General features: G+C 40.7%; 15 protein-coding genes and 1 tRNA gene. 8 read left to right on the forward strand and 8 right to left on the reverse strand.

Going from position 1 to position 20,612, the window contains the following annotated elements:
* Positions 1-178: 178 nt before the first annotated feature.
* From MNV_RS12420 to MNV_RS12445, 6 genes are all read right to left on the reverse strand, one after another.
* Positions 179-3,484, reverse strand: coding sequence for a polysaccharide deacetylase family protein (locus tag MNV_RS12420; protein ID WP_096206283.1), 3,306 nt, complete (start codon positions 3,482-3,484; stop codon positions 179-181).
* Positions 3,485-3,573: 89 nt separating this feature from the next.
* A complete protein-coding gene (locus tag MNV_RS12425) occupies positions 3,574-4,797 on the reverse strand; it encodes a glycosyl hydrolase family 18 protein (RefSeq protein WP_096206284.1) in 1,224 nt (407 codons plus the stop codon).
* Positions 4,798-4,800: 3 nt separating this feature from the next.
* Positions 4,801-6,429, reverse strand: coding sequence for a polysaccharide deacetylase family protein (locus MNV_RS12430; RefSeq protein ID WP_096206285.1), 1,629 nt, complete (start codon positions 6,427-6,429; stop codon positions 4,801-4,803).
* A 1-nt stretch (position 6,430) separates the two neighbouring features.
* Entirely contained in the window at positions 6,431-7,777 is a 1,347-nt protein-coding gene (locus tag MNV_RS12435) for a glycosyltransferase family 2 protein (RefSeq protein WP_096206286.1), read from the reverse strand.
* A 95-nt stretch (positions 7,778-7,872) separates the two neighbouring features.
* The gene (locus MNV_RS12440) at positions 7,873-8,856 is read right to left on the reverse strand and encodes a nucleotide sugar dehydrogenase (RefSeq protein WP_096206287.1); all 984 of its coding nucleotides are present in this window, start codon (positions 8,854-8,856) and stop codon (positions 7,873-7,875) included.
* Between the two features lie 378 nt (positions 8,857-9,234).
* Positions 9,235-11,148: a LamG-like jellyroll fold domain-containing protein gene (locus MNV_RS12445; protein WP_096206288.1), complete on the reverse strand. Its 1,914-nt coding sequence runs from the start codon at positions 11,146-11,148 to the stop codon at positions 9,235-9,237.
* A 261-nt stretch (positions 11,149-11,409) separates the two neighbouring features.
* Between MNV_RS12445 and MNV_RS20290 the strand changes: the two genes are divergently transcribed.
* The 8 genes from MNV_RS20290 (at position 11,410) to MNV_RS12475 (ending at position 17,719) form a co-directional block, all read left to right on the forward strand.
* Positions 11,410-11,568, forward strand: a complete 159-nt coding sequence (locus tag MNV_RS20290; protein WP_218838017.1) for a hypothetical protein — start codon at positions 11,410-11,412, stop codon at positions 11,566-11,568.
* A gap of 57 nt (positions 11,569-11,625) precedes the next feature.
* A tRNA-Ser gene (locus tag MNV_RS12450) sits at positions 11,626-11,711 on the forward strand.
* A gap of 71 nt (positions 11,712-11,782) precedes the next feature.
* The gene (locus tag MNV_RS19760) at positions 11,783-11,920 is read left to right on the forward strand and encodes a hypothetical protein (protein WP_179293978.1); all 138 of its coding nucleotides are present in this window, start codon (positions 11,783-11,785) and stop codon (positions 11,918-11,920) included.
* A 4-nt stretch (positions 11,921-11,924) separates the two neighbouring features.
* Positions 11,925-13,388: an ATPase domain-containing protein gene (locus MNV_RS12455; RefSeq protein WP_096206289.1), complete on the forward strand. Its 1,464-nt coding sequence runs from the start codon at positions 11,925-11,927 to the stop codon at positions 13,386-13,388.
* Positions 13,385-13,654 (forward strand): hypothetical protein, encoded by a 270-nt coding sequence (locus MNV_RS12460; protein ID WP_096206290.1) that lies wholly within the window; start codon positions 13,385-13,387, stop codon positions 13,652-13,654. Before MNV_RS12455 ends, MNV_RS12460 begins: the two co-directional genes overlap by 4 nt.
* Positions 13,651-13,950, forward strand: a complete 300-nt coding sequence (locus MNV_RS12465; protein WP_096206291.1) for a hypothetical protein — start codon at positions 13,651-13,653, stop codon at positions 13,948-13,950. The genes MNV_RS12460 and MNV_RS12465 overlap by 4 nt, the downstream gene beginning before the upstream one ends.
* Before the next feature lie 20 nt (positions 13,951-13,970).
* Positions 13,971-14,336: a response regulator transcription factor gene (locus tag MNV_RS12470; RefSeq protein ID WP_096206292.1), complete on the forward strand. Its 366-nt coding sequence runs from the start codon at positions 13,971-13,973 to the stop codon at positions 14,334-14,336.
* Positions 14,333-17,719, forward strand: a complete 3,387-nt coding sequence (locus MNV_RS12475; protein ID WP_096206293.1) for a GAF domain-containing protein — start codon at positions 14,333-14,335, stop codon at positions 17,717-17,719. The genes MNV_RS12470 and MNV_RS12475 overlap by 4 nt, the downstream gene beginning before the upstream one ends.
* A 4-nt stretch (positions 17,720-17,723) precedes the next feature.
* On the opposite strand, the gene MNV_RS12480 is transcribed toward MNV_RS12475, so the two are convergent.
* Both MNV_RS12480 and arcS read right to left on the reverse strand, forming a co-directional pair.
* Positions 17,724-18,548, reverse strand: coding sequence for a sugar phosphate isomerase/epimerase family protein (locus tag MNV_RS12480; protein ID WP_096206294.1), 825 nt, complete (start codon positions 18,546-18,548; stop codon positions 17,724-17,726).
* A 40-nt stretch (positions 18,549-18,588) separates the two neighbouring features.
* A complete protein-coding gene (gene arcS, locus MNV_RS12485; RefSeq protein ID WP_096206295.1) occupies positions 18,589-20,394 on the reverse strand; it encodes an archaeosine synthase subunit alpha in 1,806 nt (601 codons plus the stop codon).
* Positions 20,395-20,612: the final 218 nt, after the last annotated feature.

Below are 20,612 nucleotides of genomic sequence, written 5' to 3' on the forward strand. Positions count from 1 at the left end.
CCCAGGTATTGTTATTTCCTAAATAGTCTGTATGGATAGAAACCTTAGTCGGGATTTGAATTCCATCATTTCCACTTTGCGCGGTGCTGTCTATCGATAGTAGTATGATGATTGCGATAAACGCTACCAATATTTTTTTCATATTATATCTAACCCGTTTTGATATATGGTTTTAAATTCACGATAGCGTTTCTGACGGTGGCAGAGGTGGTTCCTGTTGACTCTTCTTCGGCTTCTGTGTTGAACCTGGCGGATTGATAGCGGGACTAATCACTGAAGAGATTATAGAATCATTTTGCCATGTCGCATTAGCATTTAATAGGGCATTATTGCCATTACCAGAACTGTCATAGGCTATACTGCCTGTATCTTCATTGAGCTTCCAAGCCCCGATGGGAATGGAGATCTCTCTGGCAAACATGTTTTTGAAAGTCTGCATGGTCGTAGTATTATATATCGTAATGCGTTTCAAGCTTTGATATACGTGACCATTATCCGAATAGTCGTTATAGTAAGGCCATGTATCTTTGCTGCCATATGCCCAGCATAAATCATAATATTCACCGCATATGGTCGTATGCGTTGTATTGGCATGATTGTACGGGAAGATGAAAGAGGTTGGTTTTTTGCCCAAATTTCTCTCAATACCTCTACTTGAGAGATTTAACTCATTACGAAAATCCGACTCGTTCAAAGTGAGCATGGAGACATGATCGATGCTATGGGAAGCTATTTCCCATCCTTTATTTTGCAGTTCCTGAAGTTGCCACCACCTCATGTACGAAGTATCGTCTGTGAAATTTGCATAATTTGTTACAACCGGGATAACACCCACATAACCGTATTTATCAAGAGTAGATAATGCATTATTGTAGGTAGAATTCCAACCATCATCGAAGAAAATGATGACCGGTCTTTTGGGCATAGTAAAGTTGCCTTTCAGCCATTGGTTAAAATTTTCAGTAGTAATTGTAGTGAAGTTATTGTCATGGAGATAAGCGATTTGCTGGTTAAAATTATTGGTACTGATTTTATCGGGAGCATCTGCAGGGTCTGTCACTCGATGGTAAATTAGCGCAGGAATTGTTTGTCTTCCAGCAAGTCCGTGATCACTTTCTTGATAAAATCGGTATACTTGATGTCCCGGTAATCCGTGGTTATACATGAGTATATCGTCTATAGAACCGTTAAAGAAAATACTATTACCTCCTCCGATTCTGAGAGGTACAGGGGCATTGCTTAGAGAATTGATGGTAGTAGAATCACTGTCACACTTTACACCATTGTGATAATAGATAATATGCGAACCATTATATGTGACAGTTATTAAAGTCCATTCATTGTCGTTACGTATACCGCAGTCTCGACTCGTATTGCTACTATACGAAATAGTTTTATTACCATCAGCCGAGAGTACAACCGAAATTCCATCCGCATCAGAAGTGCGAATGATATAGGAGCGATTACCAGCCACGGGTTGATATTTCCCAAAAAGTCCTGCATTTAACTTGTATTTGTTCTGCGTGGCCCAGATACTCCATGTCGCCGACGAAAGTCCGGTCCCATTATCAAGCGAGGGGCTATCATTTACTATAAGTTCACCACTATCGTTATTTAGTTTGATCCATATCTCTTGCCCTTGATTAATCACATTCACTGTTATAGTTTCACTTGCTACACCGCCATAGTTATCATTTGAATTGAAATACCACAAATATGTACCTGCATCACTATTGGTGGTTTGCCATGAATATATTCCTGTTGTGGAATTCAAAGTTCCTGCTGTGGCATTTGTTCCATAGGTTATTGTATCGTTATCAGCATCCGTAGCTGAAACTGTCAATGTTAATAAATCACCCGCTGTTACATTCTTATTTCCTATTGGATTCTGAGCTGGTGGATTATTTGGAACCCGGGTATTCTGGCTTACGCTTCCTGCGCTGAGAGAACCCGCACCAGATAAGTTGTAAGCCCACACTGTTATATTACTCCATCCATGCGGTCCAACCGTATTGTCGTAATAAGTATTTGTCGTCCCGTTATACCATGTGCCGTTAACGCTTATATTATACGAATCCGTGATATTGCCAGTTCCAGGCAGCCACGTATAGTTTATCCAGAAGTTGCCTGTTGTCGAGTTTATGTTCGCAGGAGATGGGGGAACGTATATCTCAGGCTGCGTTTGGACTGATACTGTCCATATAACCGTGTTCGATGTACCATTGCTGTTAGTAGCGTTTACCTGTACCGTCTTTGTTCCTGCTGTGTTCCAGAAAACTGTAAAATTATCATAGTTATTGTTCTGGTTCACACCGTCCTGATACCAGTTCCACGTGGTTATTGTCTGGCTGGCTGCGGCATTGAAATTAACAGCTTCGCTTGTATTTACTGCCAGTATCAAGCTGTTGTTATTGGTTTTATTATTTCCCCATGAAGTTATATAAGGGGCTACCGGTGTGATATTCCGGGCTAATATAACCCTTATCATCTTTGCGGAAGTTGAAAGGTTGATATTAAATACAGGCAAATTGCCATTACCATCCGTTGTAAGGTTATAATCAATAGCTGAACCGTTCCAGACAGAATAGTTAGCGTCAGCAAGTAGACCGCTCATACTGTAGCTTAATCTTCTTGACGCTGTTAGTTTCTCTTGCCATGAAATATTTGTCCGGGTCCAATTGATCAAAGTTCTGGTTATTCTCAATGTTGCAGAAGGAGATATTATCTGGATAGTATTCAGCCAGATTTCATTATTTGTTCCATTGCTGTAATTAAAACTTGAACTATTATCATATAAGTATATCTTTCGTGTTGTAAAATTCGTATTTCTAAAACTATTTACCATACCGGTATTCTGCAAGTAATAATCATTGCTTAATTTCGATACGATAGAGCTATCATTTATAATATTTGAATTAGCTGACTTGAGATAAATACCGTGGGCAAAAATCCCGGATGTTGAGATGTTAAAACCTGAAAAATAATTTGAATCTGACAAATACATATAAATACCGTGTGCACTGATGTTTGAGGTGGTAATATTAAAATTAGAGAAGGTACTTGAGCCGGATGATTTCAGATAAACACCATCTGAACTGCTTCCCTCGGTAGTGATGGATATATTTTCCACTTTGCTATTAGTCACATTTTTAAAATAAATCCCATGGGAATTTGTAACACTTGCATTTTTTTGTGTTAAAGTCAAATTTTGTATAATAATATTATCGTAACCGGCAGTATCAACTATTCCATAACCTGTTCTTGTTCTTGAATAATTCACAGTATATCCCCGGCCCTCAAGCGTTATGTTGTTTGCTCCGATAGTAAAACAGGTACCTGCCGATGAAACATCTGTGATCAGTATATAGACAGAATCTGCCTGTTTTAAAGTACCACATGATGAAACTTGTGTTTGGGATATCGCTGCGTGGATATTTATTGTTAATATGAGCGTAATAAATAGCCCAAATAATATTTTAATCATTTTTGCCGTTTTTTACATCTCCTTATTACTCATTTCTCAGTTCATCTCTGGTATTTACTTTATGAGGCTACAAGCGCCCCTTTCATAAACTATTTATTACGCCACCTGGCCAGAAAAGCACAAGCGAATAATACAATCAAGGAAACCATTAACCCAAATCCAGGAGTTTTTGGAGTCTCTACAGGCTTTACAGTTGTAATCCTGGGGATTTCTGCCGGGGTTACTGCGGGAACTCTGAACGCCATGGGCTCGATTACGAATTTCTCTCTTACCATATTCCAGATATTCGCATTATTTCCTTCATATCCTAACGCCCAGAAGCCCGCACCTCCGAGGTTTTTAGAATTAATATAATCAAGTTTTAAGCCAAGAGATTGATCGTCATCGTACCAGGTTTGATGCCACACGCCTTCAGTCTGGTATTTATACCAAGGCGTCCGGGAATTAGAATCCCAAAGTCTTCCATACTTCTTAGCATTTGCTATCGCTTTTTTCATCGGGACTGCTACTCCCTTTCCTGTAGTGTTTGATTCTGGTTCGCTTGATGATGAAGGCCAATCATAACCGGAAAAATACAATCCCAATACTATTTTATTAGATGGATAATAATTTTTAAGTAAATTCACAGAATTTACTAAATCAATATAAGGAGAGGGGGCTCCTGTTACAGGGCTATTTGACGAGTTATAATTATAGCCCCTGAGGAACACAGAATCTGTATATTTTGATAAAGCAGCGTTGCGGTAAACTTCTTCTACATTACCTGCTACGTTTAAGGATATATAATAATCCTGATTTCTGGATTTAAGTTTGTTGTGTAGAATCCTCGTAAACTCCTCAAATAAATTCGAGTTGGGCGTGTCTGTATATATGTTTATAGTTCTGGGATATTCAAAATCTAAATTTACCCCGTCTGCTCCATAGGTTTGCAAAACATTCAGGATATTATTTGCAAGATCATCTTTATGGTAAGCAAATATGCTATCCAGCGTATCCTTATCAAAGCTTTTGACGGAAATAATCATCTTTACCCCATTTTGACGTGAAACATTTTTTACAGTATTAAATTGATTTATATCGCCTGGCGCACTCAACGTACCATCGCTATTTGCATCCCATGAATGATATGCCACATAAGTTAATACGTTCCAATCCGGCTGATAGGAAGATGGATCTGTCCAGTAAGGCCAGAAAGCATATACTACCCTGGAGTGAAACTGATTTTGAGCCATGGCTGTCCCTACACTAACGGTTATCGGAGTCATAAACGCTGCCAGCATAAATAGTATAATTCTTAAATTTAAAAAACTCATTATTCAATCCCCATAATATGGATATTCAACCCTTATTGAAGCGAATGTTACCGATTTATTTGCGGGAAGACCATCTACTCTTATACCAATTCCTCCAAATGGAGGGATATCAGGAACGTCTTGTTCTATTATTACGTTATTATTTACATAACATCCTACGTTATTCTCAACAACTGAGATCGAAAGCTTTGTACGGCTTTGAAGTGCATCCAATCCCGGAAAAGTCTGTATAAGATTTATTTGGCTTGTACTGACGATAACTCTGTTTCTAACATTTATTATAGAGACTGATTTATTGGTATATTTACATGCAACATAGGTTCCTGAGTTTTGAAAGCGGGAGAGTAGAAGTACCTTGTCAGAACCATTTTCTCCGATTGTACCGCTGTAAATATAATCTTTCCAAAGATAAGAACCATCCAGATATGCCATTCCTCCATAGACATCGTAATTGTTAGTTATATTCAGGCGGTTTTCTGAAATACTGATATCCTGGTTCCATATATTTATCCATCTCTTTGGATTATCAAATTTCTCAGTATATGGTATATCTAAAAATTGTGCGGCTTCTATTTCATTTAGAAGATTATCTGTCGAAATATAATCTGCTGATATCCTCATAACCAGATAGAAGTCTTTTTCCGGATCATTATTGAAGTTAGCCCTGAAATCTTTATTTACGACAGGCTTAAATTGATAGAATACCATTGCATAGAGAGGTTTTTCTATATCAAGAATGATTCTCTCGGAGCCAGGATAATTAGTCTCTCTCTGGCCGAAATCTCCATATGGCAATGCGAATCCAAGGATAGTTTTATTAAACTCTTTTTCCAGCTGTTCTTTTGCCATTCGGAGATCATTCTGTACTCTGTAAAAATATTCTTGATCAGTTTCAAGTCTACCTTCATTTGCAATCCATATCTTATTGGTAAGGTACGGGCCTGCACTTCCCTGTTCATCCGTTACTACCTTTCCATGTGCATTATAACTGTGTGATTCAATATCCCAGCGGCCACTGTTTTGCATTTGATGTAATTCATCCGTATTAAGATAGTATTTGCTATTATTCTTTTCAATAGATTGAGACGTTATTACAAACATTACCGCCGTATAATTCAGCTTTTTTAAAATGGGGTCTGCATTATAATAACTGTCTTTTATACCATCATCAAAAGTTAACATAAGTGATTTTTCAGGAAGTTGTTTCTTTCCTCTCAAGAAAAGGTAAAGATCTTCCATATTTATTGTTTCATATCCTGCCTTCTTTAAGGCAAACATCTGGTCTTTGAATCGGTCATATGATATGCCGCTGTAGTCTGCCAGTCCTGTATCATTTGCGAACACTCCATGATGGTTTAGTACAACAACACTTGTCGCAGCTCTGTTACTCGATCGTGCTTCAGAAATGTTAAGGGATTTATATTCCGATTCCATGCCAGAGAAATTAGCATATCTCGTAAAATTAGAATATCTCGTGAAAACAGGCTCAGATTCAGTCTCGTTAAAAACATACATTCTCACAGATTTATAATATTGGATAATAATTATAGAAAAAAGTAATAAAATTACAATCACTATTATTATATCTGTGAAAGTAATCTTTCTTTTCTTATTTTCTTTTTTATTATCCATTTTATCCCCTATGCCATATACTTTTCTTTATAGTGAGGATGGAATAGAATATAAGCCATGAAAGTAGTAGAGTTGAAAGTAAACTCATAAATGGACGATATTTCCATGTTCCAGAGCTTGGATTTTCAAGCTTGAACATAACCCCGTATAGTAATCCTATAAATGTAATTCCGCTTAAATAAAACAAACCAGACAATTCGTTTCCTGTGACGGGAAGATATATAAGATGCCTTAGAGCTATAAAAGGACCAAGTATTGTAAATACCGCTCCCAGATAGTATTTTATTGCGACGATAGGATGCTTTCTCCAATAGAATGTTCCTGTAAAGAATAAACTTCTTATAAAACTCTTCTTCCATCTTGTATGTTGTCTGATAACTTTCTTCAATGTATTTGGAACAACTGTATAGACTTTTGCAGACTTACAATAGATCACTTTCCAGTCCCTTTCTGGATAATTTATCTCTTTTACAAATGGGGAATCGGCATATTTTTCTTTTAGCTTTTTTCCGATATATTTAGATCCGAGAACATAACCTGTAAGTTGTCTGTCTGTAGCGAATCTGAACTCTTTTCCTAGAAATTGATCATTCTCCCATGCAGGAATATAATTATAGATTGCTTCTCTTCTGAATACAGCAAGAGGTCCTGAAACACACGTCACAGCACCATATGCACTTTCCATCGCTTTTTTTACTGAAAATTGGGTCTCATACCATGAATCCTGTGCTTTTGTGAGAAAGTTTTCACCGGCGTTCAATGCCCTGCCGTGACCTGATACGGCCCCTATGTCCGAATCATACATAAAGATCTCTATAATTCTTTCTATCGCATCTGGAGCTACGACTGAATCGCTATCCGTGAAAACAAAAATTTCACCCTTTGAAGCTCTTATTCCTTCTCCTATCGCCCTCTTTTTTCCTACGTTCTTCGGTAAGTTGATGACTCTTATTTGATTTTTATATTCTTCAAGTACATCTTTTGTTTTATCTGTGCTGGCATCATTAACAACAATAATTTCTTTATTTTTATATGTAGAATTTAATAAAGAGTCGATGCATCTTCTTACTACAACTTCCTCGTTATAGACTGCAAATATACAGGAAACAAATGGTTTTCTTAAAATATGAGATACATTCTTGTCTCTTATTTCTTCACTCAAATCCGTATATTTGAGATGAGTAATGAAAAACATGAAAAATACCATAGTAGTAACCGTAATTCCATATATGAATAAGAAAAACTGATTCTTATTATCTATACCAGCCTTACCGTATAAAATTACGAAAAGAGAAATAAGCATTAGAATCACAACAAAACTCTTAATTACTCTATCTCTTCTTATCATAATTAACAAGATTCGTTTTTTTATGTGACTACTCAGGTTTTGTAAGTACGGCAACAAAAGAGAAACAGTTCATGGAGACTGTTTTCCAATAGCTCCTATGTTTTGTTAATGTTACTGTTCATTGTGGTTTTACAAAAACTCCTGATATAAGTTGATTCGTTGTTTTGTTTGACAATGCTTCCAGATTCACTATAAATCGGAGTGGATGCTTTTTCATTTATCTGGCACCTATTTAAGAACTCAATATCTTCATTCACTTTTCTAACAGCTTTTAATAGGACTGGATCATGAATATGCCCCTCATTGAAAAGTGCTATAACGGCATTCAGATCCTTGGGAAGACATTTTCCGCCGAAACTGTGTCCATGCTCCCACGGGTGAATTCCATAAAATTTATCCATTTGGACTATCTTTCTTATAATATTTGAATCTATGCCAATTTTTTGGCACATTAAATGTATTTCATTGAAAAAACTGATTTTTGTCGCGTAGAAACAATTATTTGCGTACTTCGTCATTTCTGCAGTCCTTAAATTTGTCCTTATTATTGGACACTTAAAAGGCGAATATAATTGTTCAAGAATATCTCCTGATTTTTTATCATATTCTCCGATAACAATTCTATCCGGATTCATGAAATCTTCATAGGGGTTTGTCTCTCTTAAGAATTCTGGATTAAAGCACACTCCAAAATCACTTCCAGCTTTTTTATTAGAGTATTTTTCAATTAAAGGTATGATTATATTTTCAGTGGTTATCGGTATTACAGTACTCTTTACTACAATCAGGAAATAATCCCTTTTGTCCTTACATTCTTTTGAAAGTTCTATAACCGCAGATTTTATAATGCTCAAATCTATATTTCGATTTTTATCAGGCGTAGGAACACATATAAAGAAAATTTCAGAACTTTTCGCCACAAATTTTAAATCTTTTGTAGCCTGAAGACCTTGTTTCTTTAAAAGTTCTATTCTATTTGCATCAATATCAAAGAACGATACATTATTTTCTAAATCTTTAAATCCTTTCCCTGTAGCAGAGCCTACTACTCCGCTGCCTATGATGCCGACGTTTACCATTTTTCTCCTCCTAAGTTTTATAATCAAGTCAACTAAGTTTTCTGACCATTCCCATTTGCCGCTTGGCTACCTTAGGAATAAGCAATCTACAATAGTTTAGTATATTTAAATGTTTCTATTGAATAAAATATATATCATATTAAAAATAATTCTGATTACCCATAAAAAAATGACATAGATGGGAGGTTCATGGTATATGTGGCTCCTGGTATAGCGGTTTCAAGAGGCACACAGTTGTATCTTTTGGATACAGAAATGCTATTGAGCAATTATTTTTGCTAATATTGAGTGTGGTATTGATAATAGTGGGGTTGTGTCTTGCAAAGCGAATACTACAGTTGCGCATGGTAAGAGATAGTAACCGACTAAAGTGGAATCCTAACTCCCATGACCTGTTATCCATGCAGTATTCCCGTATAACTTACCATTATGATTACGCCCGCTACTATCATATAAATATGATCCCGATCCTTCATCGGCTGTCCATTCTGCCACTATTCCATTTCTCGGCTTATTTCCGTTGTATATATTTGCGATCTCGGTGTCCGTCAGTGGTCTATTATATATTGTAATATCATCCACAGCTCCTTTTATATAACTCGATTTTGTGACTGTACCTATTCTCAAAGGAGCTTTGCCATTCCGAGGGTAAATAGAGCCAACAGTGTAGTCATCCTTGTCTCTTAATGCTCCGTTTTTGTATATGTATATATATTTATTATCGATCTTACCTGCAATATGAATCCATTTCCCAGCAGTTATATTATCTTGAAAATAACTACCTATACCATTACCACCGCTAAGGTTAAATATATAAAACGATACCCTGTTGGGTCGATTCGCATTCGTCTTATTATACATTCTAAAATACCACTCTATCTGATTTTGCGAAGCATATTCTCCTTTGCCTAAAAAATTGACATATGCTCCTTGAGGGGCGCTGCCTTCGGTGGTGGTAAAATCCAGTGCATTGGGTCTTAGCCAGAATGATACCGTCAGACTTTTTGTTGTGGTGACTGAGAAATCGTTGTTGTCTGGTACCTCCACATAATCACCATTTCCATCAAATTGAACTGCCTTTTGCGTGGAAGATATCAGGGTGAAATTAAAAACCGTGGTCTTATCGCAATAAACAGTGACAGATTTGTTTGATGATTGATAGCCAGTAGCAGAAGCCATAAGAGTGTAGGTACCGCAAGGAGCATTCGATATAGTATAGGCTCCGGTAGCATCAGTAGTAGCTGAGTGGGTTCCGTCAGAGATAACAGCCCCGGATATTGGAGTGCCGGATGAAGATTTGACTGTTCCTGAGATAATACCATTAGCAGAATCTATTCGGATCGGTACGATCTCTCGAATACTTGCTTTCTTATACAAAAGACCATTAGTGTTTACATTATCGCTTCTGAAGTAAACCGCAAGATTTGGTTTCCCTGTTTCAGAACCAGGGCGAGGCTCTGTAAGATTTAACTGCATAGCAGGGTTTATTCCAGCACTGCACGGTGTTCCGCCTGCACCAAAATTACGTCCGGTATCAACAAGCTCGTTTATTTTCTTCCAGTTTCCACCATTAACTCCATCCGTGTCATCGTACCATAATTCGAGTTTTACTGACCCATTGGCTAAATCATAGACTACAAATTTGTATCCTATCCAAGTGTTATATATCATTCCACTTTGCCACATTACTTTATTATTTACTGCTACGGCATTTGGATGGCTTGTTTCTTTTTCAAAATCATAATGTCCATCGTATCTTATTCTTGCAGCTATTCCTCTTGTATCACAAAGATTAGAATCTACCATGTGGTTTGTTCTTGCTACTGCTTCAAGACCGCCCCAGGGTGTACTTCTATCAGAAACACGCTTTCCATACAATGTAATTTCAACATTTCTCCATTTTCCAGTTTGATCCTGGTCAATTACATACATTCTTGGAGTTGGTCCAGATATACTCAGGATACCGTTTCCATCAGTCTTCCATGCACCGGTCCCTTTCCATTTAGTCCAGAATTGTGGATCATCAGGGTCGTTCGCCTGGGCAGTCCATGTTCGCGTATGACCATTATCCCATTTGGAGATCCATTCTCTTCCATCCGGGGCATTTTCGTAGAGTTTTGTGATGCCGAATTCGTCAAGCGTATTCGTAGTGGAAGTTGTAGTGGCACCTGTTGCTATTGTAAAGATAAAGAGCATTAAAATTGAGAAAAAGGTAAGGGTTAGAAGTTTTCTGATTTTCACCTGGTTCACTTTGAGTATTTTATATATGACTGACGCTTTTCCATACACCATTATCATTACCACTATTATTATATTCCTGGAGTTTGGCTTGGTCTTTAAACTATATAAATATTTCCTTTAACATAATTATCATTGTGATTATATCCACAGCCACCCAATTATTAACTCAATAGTTTCACATAATAATAAAACTTAAAGAGAGAATGACATGTATTATTAACCGGTATCGGCATTACATACTTTTAACATGTGCGATAAATTACTGTATTTATACGGTAATAATGCAAATTAATCCTGTTCATCCTGTCCAGAATGAATATTCAGACACGCTCTAAGTTTGTAGAGTATGAATTCCCATACAATAAGTCCTTAGTTGAAGGTCTCAAGATATGCGATGAAAAGGATTTAAAAACACGAACTGATAAAAAGGCGGGTAAGGTTTACTTAGATAAGGGAAAAAATAAAGGGTGATTAAACTATTGTAGCATCAGGTTAATAGCTACCAAACTATATTAAAAACATACCCGTGCCGAGGTGGCAGAGCGGACTAACGCGGCAGGCTCGAGACCTGTTTTACCTTCCGGTAAGCTAGGGTTCAAATCCCTACCTCGGCGCTTAATAATCAATCCAGCGGGGTATCTTTAGTTGTAAAAATATATATGGAATGTATCATCTATATATATTCATGTTAAGAGAGTCCTATATTGAAAGATATAACGAGATTCCCACTCTCCCTGCCTGCCTGCGCGGGATTGAAAACAAGCTGTGGGAAGTTGGGAAAGTTTTATTGGTAATAAGAAATAGACCTGTTCAATGGTGGTAGCCGGATGAAATCAATACCAACTGGGATAAAAGGACTGGATATCGTTCTTAATGGAGGATTTAACCATCCATCAACCGTTTTAGTGGCTGGCACGGCAGGGGCTGGCAAGACCACGCTTGTAATGCAGTCCCTGTTCAATGCAGCAAGAGAAGGAGAGACCTGTGTCTTTATTTCAGCAATATCTGAACCTGTAGCCATGATGGAAAGTTTTGTTTCCAATTACTCCTTTTTTGATTATTCTTTGCTTGAAAAGAAGAAGATAAGGTTATTTAATGTCGAGGAGGACCTGATTAAAGCGGGGGCGCCTGCGGTTATACAATTTATTGAAGAAAAAATACGGATGTACAAGCCGGTCAGGCTTGTTATCGACCCTGTGACCGTACTCGCGGAATCAAGGGAAAATGAATACGAGCAGCGCCTTTTCCTTTTTGAGCTTCTCACAAGGATGAAAAGCTGGAACTTGCTCATTCTTCTCACCGGTGAGTTCACGATTGAGAGCCTGAAAGAGAGCCCATTGGGCTACCTGGTAGATTGCATCCTGCACATTTCCGAAGTAATGGTAGAGGACAGGAGCGAACGCTACCTGAGCGTAATAAAGATGCGCGGACGATCCTATATTTCAGGAAGACACACCTACAAGCTGAGCAGCGACGGGATTGAGGTTTTCCCGAGGCTGCTTCCCGAGACAGAGTTCAAAGCATCCTCAACTCTCCGGGTAAGCACGGGCGTGGAAGGTCTTGACAGGATGCTGAAAGGCGGTCTGTTAAAGGACGACATACTCTTATTTTCAGGAAGTCCGGGCACAGGAAAAACGATTTTCGGTCTCTCCTTCATATACGAGGGCGCAAGCAAAGGAGAGCCGGGTTTGATAATCTCACTCGAAGAATGGCCTGACAAACTTAAACGAAATACAAAGGCTTTCGGATGGGATTTTGAGCAGCTGGAGAAAAAGAACATGGTCAAATTCCTGTACATCCCTCCGGCGCTTTTCAATGCAAACGAACATGCCGTGATGATAAAAGATATCCTGAAAAAATACAATATTAAACGGGTCTTTTTTGATGGCATCGAAGATTTAGAGACCGCCCTGCCTGATGTCATAAAAAGAAGGGACTACGTTCATTCACTGGTGGATTATTTTGCATCTCAGGGAATTACGACACTTTTGACAAGCGAGATACCGGAACTTTTCGGTAGTATCCGGTTAACCCAGGAAACCCTTTCCGGCTGCGTAGATACCGTAATACTGCTGCGGCAGGTGGAAGTGGAGGGGCAGATGAGAAAAGCCCTGAGCATTTTAAAATCCCGCGGCTCTGATAATGATAAGGAAATAAGGGAATTTGTAATAACTGATAAAGGAATAGATGTGAGGGTTGCCATAAAAGGTTACGAGAACGTGCTTGCAGGCATGGCAAGGAGACCGCCTTCAGATGTGTTCAGGGAAATGTTCGGTGGTAAAAAATCATGAACTACCTTTTGATGATCCTGTGGATAATCACAATGGTACTTTTACTCCTTTTACCTTACGGGATAGCGTTATTTTACCAGCGCATTTTTAAAAGGAAGACTTATCCCTATCTTTTTATAATCGCCCTTGTCCTGTACATAGTTTCTTCACTGCAGTACCTGTTCCCCTCTTTGCTCTGGAGAAACCTGTTTTTTGCCCTGGGGGGCGTACTCCTTGGAAGCGCGAGCATCCGGCTGCACCATGTTATGACAAAGAGGTGGAAATGATACTTGAGTTCGGTCTTTTCTGCCTGGGCATCCTGGGCTTGCTTGTCTTTTATACAGCCCTGGCGCACCTCAGCGAAAGAATGGGTGAGGGGATGGGCGCTCAGAAATATTATCTGCTGTACTATTTTGCTATTATCATATTAATTTTGACTATACCTGCAGGCTGGCCAATTTACTATGCTTCGAGCAATACTTCCGAGGATACCCTGTTTGCCCGGCTCATAATTGGGAATATAATCGTCCTTGCAGCGTCTTATAAATACTGGTGGTGGTTAAAAGATGAACTTCTTAAATAAGAAAAAGTGGAGTAAACCGTATGAGTAAGAAAATAATGGTCGTAGATGATGAGCCTGACACCGTAGACCTGGTAAAGCTTGTACTTGAAACAGAGGGTTTTGAGGTAATAACAGCTTACAGCGGCAGTGAGTGTTTGATGAAATTAGATGAAGAAAAGCCTGACGCGGTGCTTCTGGATATAATGATGCCTGAGATGGATGGATGGGAAGTATTCAAAAAAATAAAAGAAAAACACCGGGAGCTGCCTGTGGCAATGCTCACAGTAAGGAACCAGGATATCGATAAAATGCTCGGTCTGCATGTACTTAAGGCAGATGACTATATCACTAAACCTTTCGGGAGAAAAGATTTAGTGGAAAGAGTCAAAAAGATGGTTGAGCCGTGAAAAGTTTGAGGATAAGCCAGAAATTAGTGATCTCTTTAATAATAATATCTCTCCTGCCCTATGCTGTAATAAGCTATATCGATTATTCGGCAGAAAAGGCGGCTCTTGAGAAAAAGATATTCGATGACTTGAGCGCGCTGGCTGAGGCAAAGAATACACACATCTCAACTGTTGTGAACTTCAGAATAGAGCAGGTGAGGGAGATTGCCTCATCTAATTTCATGCAGGAGATAGAAAGCAGGAACACAAGCAATCTCGCTCTCAATCTTGAGAGAGTAAAAAGTGAAATTCCAGTGTTTTTTGAGATATCTGCACTCGATAGTAATGGTAAGGTCGTGGCTTCCACAGAGAGCGGGCTGATAAATACAAACCAATCCGAAGAAGAGTTTTTTAAGAAAGCTAAGAAAAACCTGTACCTTGGCAATATAAGTTACTATAATAACATAACTGGCTATACTATAGCATCTCCCGTCTTAAATAGAAGCACGGGCAAATTCATTGGCGTACTTGCGGTCAGGGTTTATCCCATGCTTATATATGATGTTACCGGTGATTACAAAGGATTGGGAGAAACCGGTGAAACCCTTCTCGTCCAGAGAAAAGGGGACGAAGTGGTTTTTTTGAATCCTCTACGCCATAATAAAAGCGCACCTCTACATCTCGTATTTTCCTTCAATTCTACCCTTGCCCAACCAGCAATCCATGCAATAAAAGGAGAAAATGGCACCACCCAGGCACTTGATTATCGCGGAGAAGAAGTTTTTGCTGCGTATACCTATATTCCTGTTATAGACTGGGGATTGGTGGTAAAGATTGATTCTTCCGAAGCGCTGATACCTGTAGCAAGGTCTAAAGAGAGATCTATTGCACTGGGCATATTTTACTTTGCTGTAATATCATTATTAGCATATCTTTTAGGCAAGAGACTTGCAGAGCCTCTTATACGGCTTTCAAATGCGTCCAGAAAAGTAGCCAAAGGTTATCTGACCGTTCAAATAGAGCCTGAAAGCAAAGATGAAATCGGTGAACTTGCGCAGTCATTTAATGCAATGGTAAAACAATTGAAAGAAGTGTATGAGGGCTTAGACCAGAAGATAAAGGAGAGAACTAGGGATTTAAACAGAAGAAACCTTGAACTTTCCGCCCTGATCAAAACAAACCAGAGCATTTCAAGCGGTTTTGATCTAAATAAAGTCCTGGATATTGCGGTCAGGGAAGCAGTAAAAATAGTTAACGTCTCCCACTGCTCCATAGTACTCGTGGAAGAGGGAAAGGAATACGGGACAGTAGCTTCCGAATATAGCCCCAGGGACCACCTGAAATCATCCTTAGGAGAAATATTGCATTTCAAAGATTTTCCGATGCTGGATGAAGCGTACCAGAAAAAGCAGTATGTACTGGTTAGAGATGCTGTAAATGCGGAATTATCTCCAAATGAAAAAGAAATGTCTGAAAAGCTGGATATAAGGTCTATCCTTATAGTGCCTTTAGTTCTTGGGGAAAAGACCCTTGGAATGATGTTATTGAGCAGCCTTGGTGAAGAAAAAGAATTTACCGAACAGGAAATAGGCATCTGCCAGACGATTGCAAACCAGGTGGCAATCGCTATTGAGAACGCTCATTTATACTCCGAACTCAAGGAACACGATAAAACCATGGAGATTCTCTTTGAAATTGACAGGGTAGTGAGCCAGTCCCTGAACCTGGATGAACTATTAAATGAGGCGCTCACAAAATCTATTCAGGTAACTTCCTCTGACGCAGGCTGGATTTATTTACTGGAAAATGACGGGAAAACTCTTAGCATGAAAACGTATGTAGGCATATCCTCAGAGCTTGCGCAGGCAGCCTCAAAGCTGACAATAGAACAGGGAGTATCAGGATTGGCGGTCAAAGCTGGTAAACCGGTAACCATGGAGATTGAGAACTTTCCGTATACCGAGTTTCTCCCTCTCATGTTAAAAGATAATATAAGCTCCCTTGCAGGCGTTCCTCTCATATCAAAGGGAAAGGTTGTCGGGGCTCTGGTTCTCTCAACCCGCAAGCACAGGCTCTTCTCAAAAAAAGATCTGGATGTTCTTGCATCCATAGGCAACCAGATAGGAGTGGCGGTTGAAAATGCCAGGTTATATTCGGAACTCATGAACCGCAGCCAGACCATGGAGATACTTTTTGAAATAGACAGGGTAGTGAGCCAGTCCTTAGACCTGAATGAAATATTCAAAGAGGCGCTTACCAAAACCTTGCAGGTGACATCGACAGACGCCGGTGCGATATATTCACTTGAAGACGAAGAAAAAATACTGAAATTGAAGATTGTGAGAGGACTTTCCGATACCTTTGCAAGGGCTGTTTCTGAAATAAAGATCGGTGAGGGTATTGCAGGGAGGGCTGTTCAAATTAAAAAACCGTTTGTTACGGACATAGATCATTATCCCACCCGCTCTCTTCTGCCTTCTTTAGAAAAAGAGGGGCTTGTTACGCTTGTGGGTGTGCCACTTATGGCTAAAGGCAATGTGGTTGGAGTTATGAACCTTGCAAACCGCAGGCGCAGGGAGTTCACGAAAGAAGATATCGACGTTCTGGCATCTATAGGCAGCCAGATCGGCGTTGCGATTGAAAATGCCAGGTTGTACCATGAATCCAGGGTTTCCTACGAAAAATTGGAGACTGCGTACGAAGAGCTCAAGTCCCTGGACAGGATGAAAAGCGAGTTCCTCTCAAACGTTTCCCATGAGCTGAAGACCCCACTTGTCTCGATCCGCGGATACAGCGAGCTTATGTACGATGATAAGCTCGGCGCCCTTACACCGACCCAGAGAAAATCCCTGGAAGCCATTATCAGGAATACCGACAGGCTCACCAGATTAATCGAAAGTTTATTATTTTTGAGCGTGCAGCAGATAGGCAAACCTGCGCTTGAGATGAAAAAGCAGTCTGTTGGAGATATAATAACCGCTTCCATGGCTGATATGAAGATACAGGCTGAGAGAAAGAACATCACCCTGGCAAAAGAACTGCCCGCCCACCTTGAGGTTATGGGGGACAGGGACAGGCTGACAGAGGTATTCATGAACCTTCTGGATAACGCCATAAAGTTCACACATCCGGGGGGCAGGGTTACGGTTAAAGCGTGGGAAGAAGACAATACTGTGCATGTAACCGTTGCAGATACCGGTATAGGGATCCCTGAGAACGTGGTCCCTTATCTTTTCCAGAGGTTCTACCAGGTCGATGCTTCCCTGACAAGGAGATACGGCGGGACAGGTCTTGGGCTATATATAAGCAAGAGTATCGTTGATGCCCATGGAGGCGGAATCTGGATAGAGAGTAAAGTCGGGGTCGGGACGACTGTACACGTCAGGCTGCCCGGAAAGGCATGATGCGTTATGAATTGAATATGGATTCCAGATACTTCCTCTCTTCTACAAGTTCCCTGATCTTATCCTCCCTTGACATGGGCATGGAATAAGCCTTATCATCGATCTCTATCGTCAGGTCGCCTTTATAACCGAAATCACGAAGCGCCCGCAATACTATCCCCATGTTCTTCTTGCGGTGCGATGGATAATGCTGCGTCCCGTTATGCGGTGCACCGACATGAACATTTATGATCCTGTCGCCAAGTTCATTGATGAAAGAGAGAGCGACTTCACTGGACTGGATGAACGCATGCATTGCATCAAAAGTTAAAAAAAGTCCTGGAAATTCACCAAGAACATCTTTCATTTCATCCGGCCTGGAACACATGCGCGATATACCCGGCATGCTGTTCTCAATTGAGAGATTGAGGTTCAGGTCGTCCGCTTTCTTTTTACATATCCTGAGATATTTTAAGAACTTGCTCCAGTCCTCATTGGTAGGGATGCGGTGTACCGTTCTCTTGCCTGCATGAATCGTGACCGCTCTTGCCTCAAGCATATTTGCAAGGTCAAGAGACCACAATGTCTCCTTTATGGTGGCCTCATGTACATAATCGTTGTACGACGCGGGGTTCAGATCCAGTATCGGTGCATGCAGGGTGCATCCGTCCGGCATTATGGAGACGGCTTCTTCAAGAGCCGCCCGGGCTATCAGGTCGTGCCTGTCTTTCCAGAAATCAGGCGTCTCAGCCCAGAATTCAACGCTCTTTATGCCTGCCTCAAGCAATATCTCCATTATATCGTAGACATTGTATTCCCAGAGAAAAAGAGATGCGCATGAGAGCTTCATTCCCAACACCTATAACATCAATTGGTGCCGAGACTATATATCAGTTGGCAATTTTCCTTGAATGGCGAAGCTCTACAGCGATGCCCTTTGAGCACTCTTTCATCTCCCAGCCGCTCATGAGGGCGCGACCAACCCCGAAGAACTCTTCACCTTCCACGATAACTTCATCATTGGGGCGGATCTGCGGGTCTGCATCCAGTACACCCGGCGCAAGGATACTGCTGTGCGGCGTGAAATCGCCGATTTTCACTTTATAGCCGGGATGAGCACGGAGCCGGAGCCCGCCCTCGACTGTCAGGGCGATGGTGCCGTATTGAGGGATAAGAGTTGCAAGCTGCTTTTCTGCAAATAACTGGAACTTTGGGAACGGAGCTTTAACGGAAGCGCCATCCACAAGGATATCGCCTGCACCTCTTCCGAACTGGAAACCCGCCGCTGCGCGCATAAGGTCAATCTTTGCCTCCTCCGACGAGCGTTTTTTGCCGTCTTCAGATTTGGAAACTGCCTGTCCGAGTTTCTCAAGGGATGGCCGGGCAGTTACACCATCATCTGCCGTATAAATAAATTCAAGTCCAAGCTCTTTCTCCACCGAGCCGCATATTTCCCTGTATGCGCCGTCCACATGCGCGATTATGTTACTGTATTTATTCTTCAGGAGGTACGAGCGCAGGCATCCTCCTACCCAGGCTCTCTCCTCTTTATCCCAGTATCCCGTGACCGGCGTATCGTAATGCGCAGCAGGATACATCAATTCAAGCTCGCGCGGGACAATGCCCACAGGAGAAGTGATAATCACCTCATGGACATATTTCCTGTACTTTCCCATCGTATTGATGAATTTCTGGTGGGAGAGGGAAGTAGAATATGGTTTTCTTGCAGAGCAGGGGAGGAGGACAAGAGTATCCAGCTCGGGCGCTGTATAGCGTTCCATAACCCTTTGCGCAAACCTTCTTATCTCCACCCTGTTAAGCGATTCCGATGTGTTGGCGTACAAGGTGTTCGATCTGAAAACCGGCGTCCTTTTTTCAAGAAATACGCCCTCTGCATCGATAAGGCGGAGCGCCGCAGTAAGCCACGGGCGCGCTCTGCACTGCCGTTCTACGTATTCGCGAAGACTTCCTGTCCTTATTTGCTCGCGAATTACTCGCACTTCCTCGCCGAGTTTTAATGAATTGTGCTGCGCTAATGACTCTGCACGCTCTTTTTTTGGAAGTTTGATCATTTCTTGCGGCGTGTTCCCTGAACATACAGTGCAGGCGCAGGGTAACTCATGCAGCCTGTCGAGATGGTATTCTCCTGAATTTGTCAGGTAAACGTCCTGGTAGCCTTTGATTATCGGCAAAGTCTCATCCACGATATCAACGCCGATATAGATGAGCATCGACAGGTTCTCAGGCGTGGCAAGCGCCGGCGCGTATAATAACGAGTCGGAGCGTGTGTTTTCCCTGAGCCTGATTATCGATTCAACGAAGTCCCTGGGCTGGTTCTCAAGCTGCTTTGCGGCGCCGAGAACGTATAGGTCTGATGCGGGGTATGAATGAGCGAAGGGGTGGATTACCGTGCCGGTATAAGCCGAATTTGACGGCGATTTAATTACTTCCTGGATTTCTTCTATGAGTTCATTTCTTGTATGGAGGGGCAGTGATTTGTGAGGGAGAATGACTATTTTTTGGGACTCAGCAAGTTCATTAAACTCGGTTTTTTTCCAGAGAGAGCCGGAATCTATTACAGGGGATTCCTTTTTATGGATCTGGATGATGGCAGGAGTTGATATCTCTCTGTCCAGTACCAGTTTGCCGATCCTGGCTGCTCCGTCGCGGTGGGTTATTTCGAAGATTTTGGTCATAAGTTTCAGAATTGATATTTGCCGCAGATGAACGCGGATGAACGCAGATGTTAATGTTTGGTGCTGTTTAGGTGAGAGGCTTATTTAAATATGAGCTTAAGGCTCGATTAAATAAACCAGTAATATGACCGGATTATATAAATTAGCCACAGAGACGCAGAGGCACGGAGAGCTTTTTGAAATATTCCTCTGTGCCTCCGTGGCGATTGTTTTTATAT

It is taken from the genome of Candidatus Methanoperedens nitratireducens (assembly GCF_900196725.1).
GTDB lineage: Archaea > Halobacteriota > Methanosarcinia > Methanosarcinales > Methanoperedenaceae > Methanoperedens > Methanoperedens nitroreducens_A.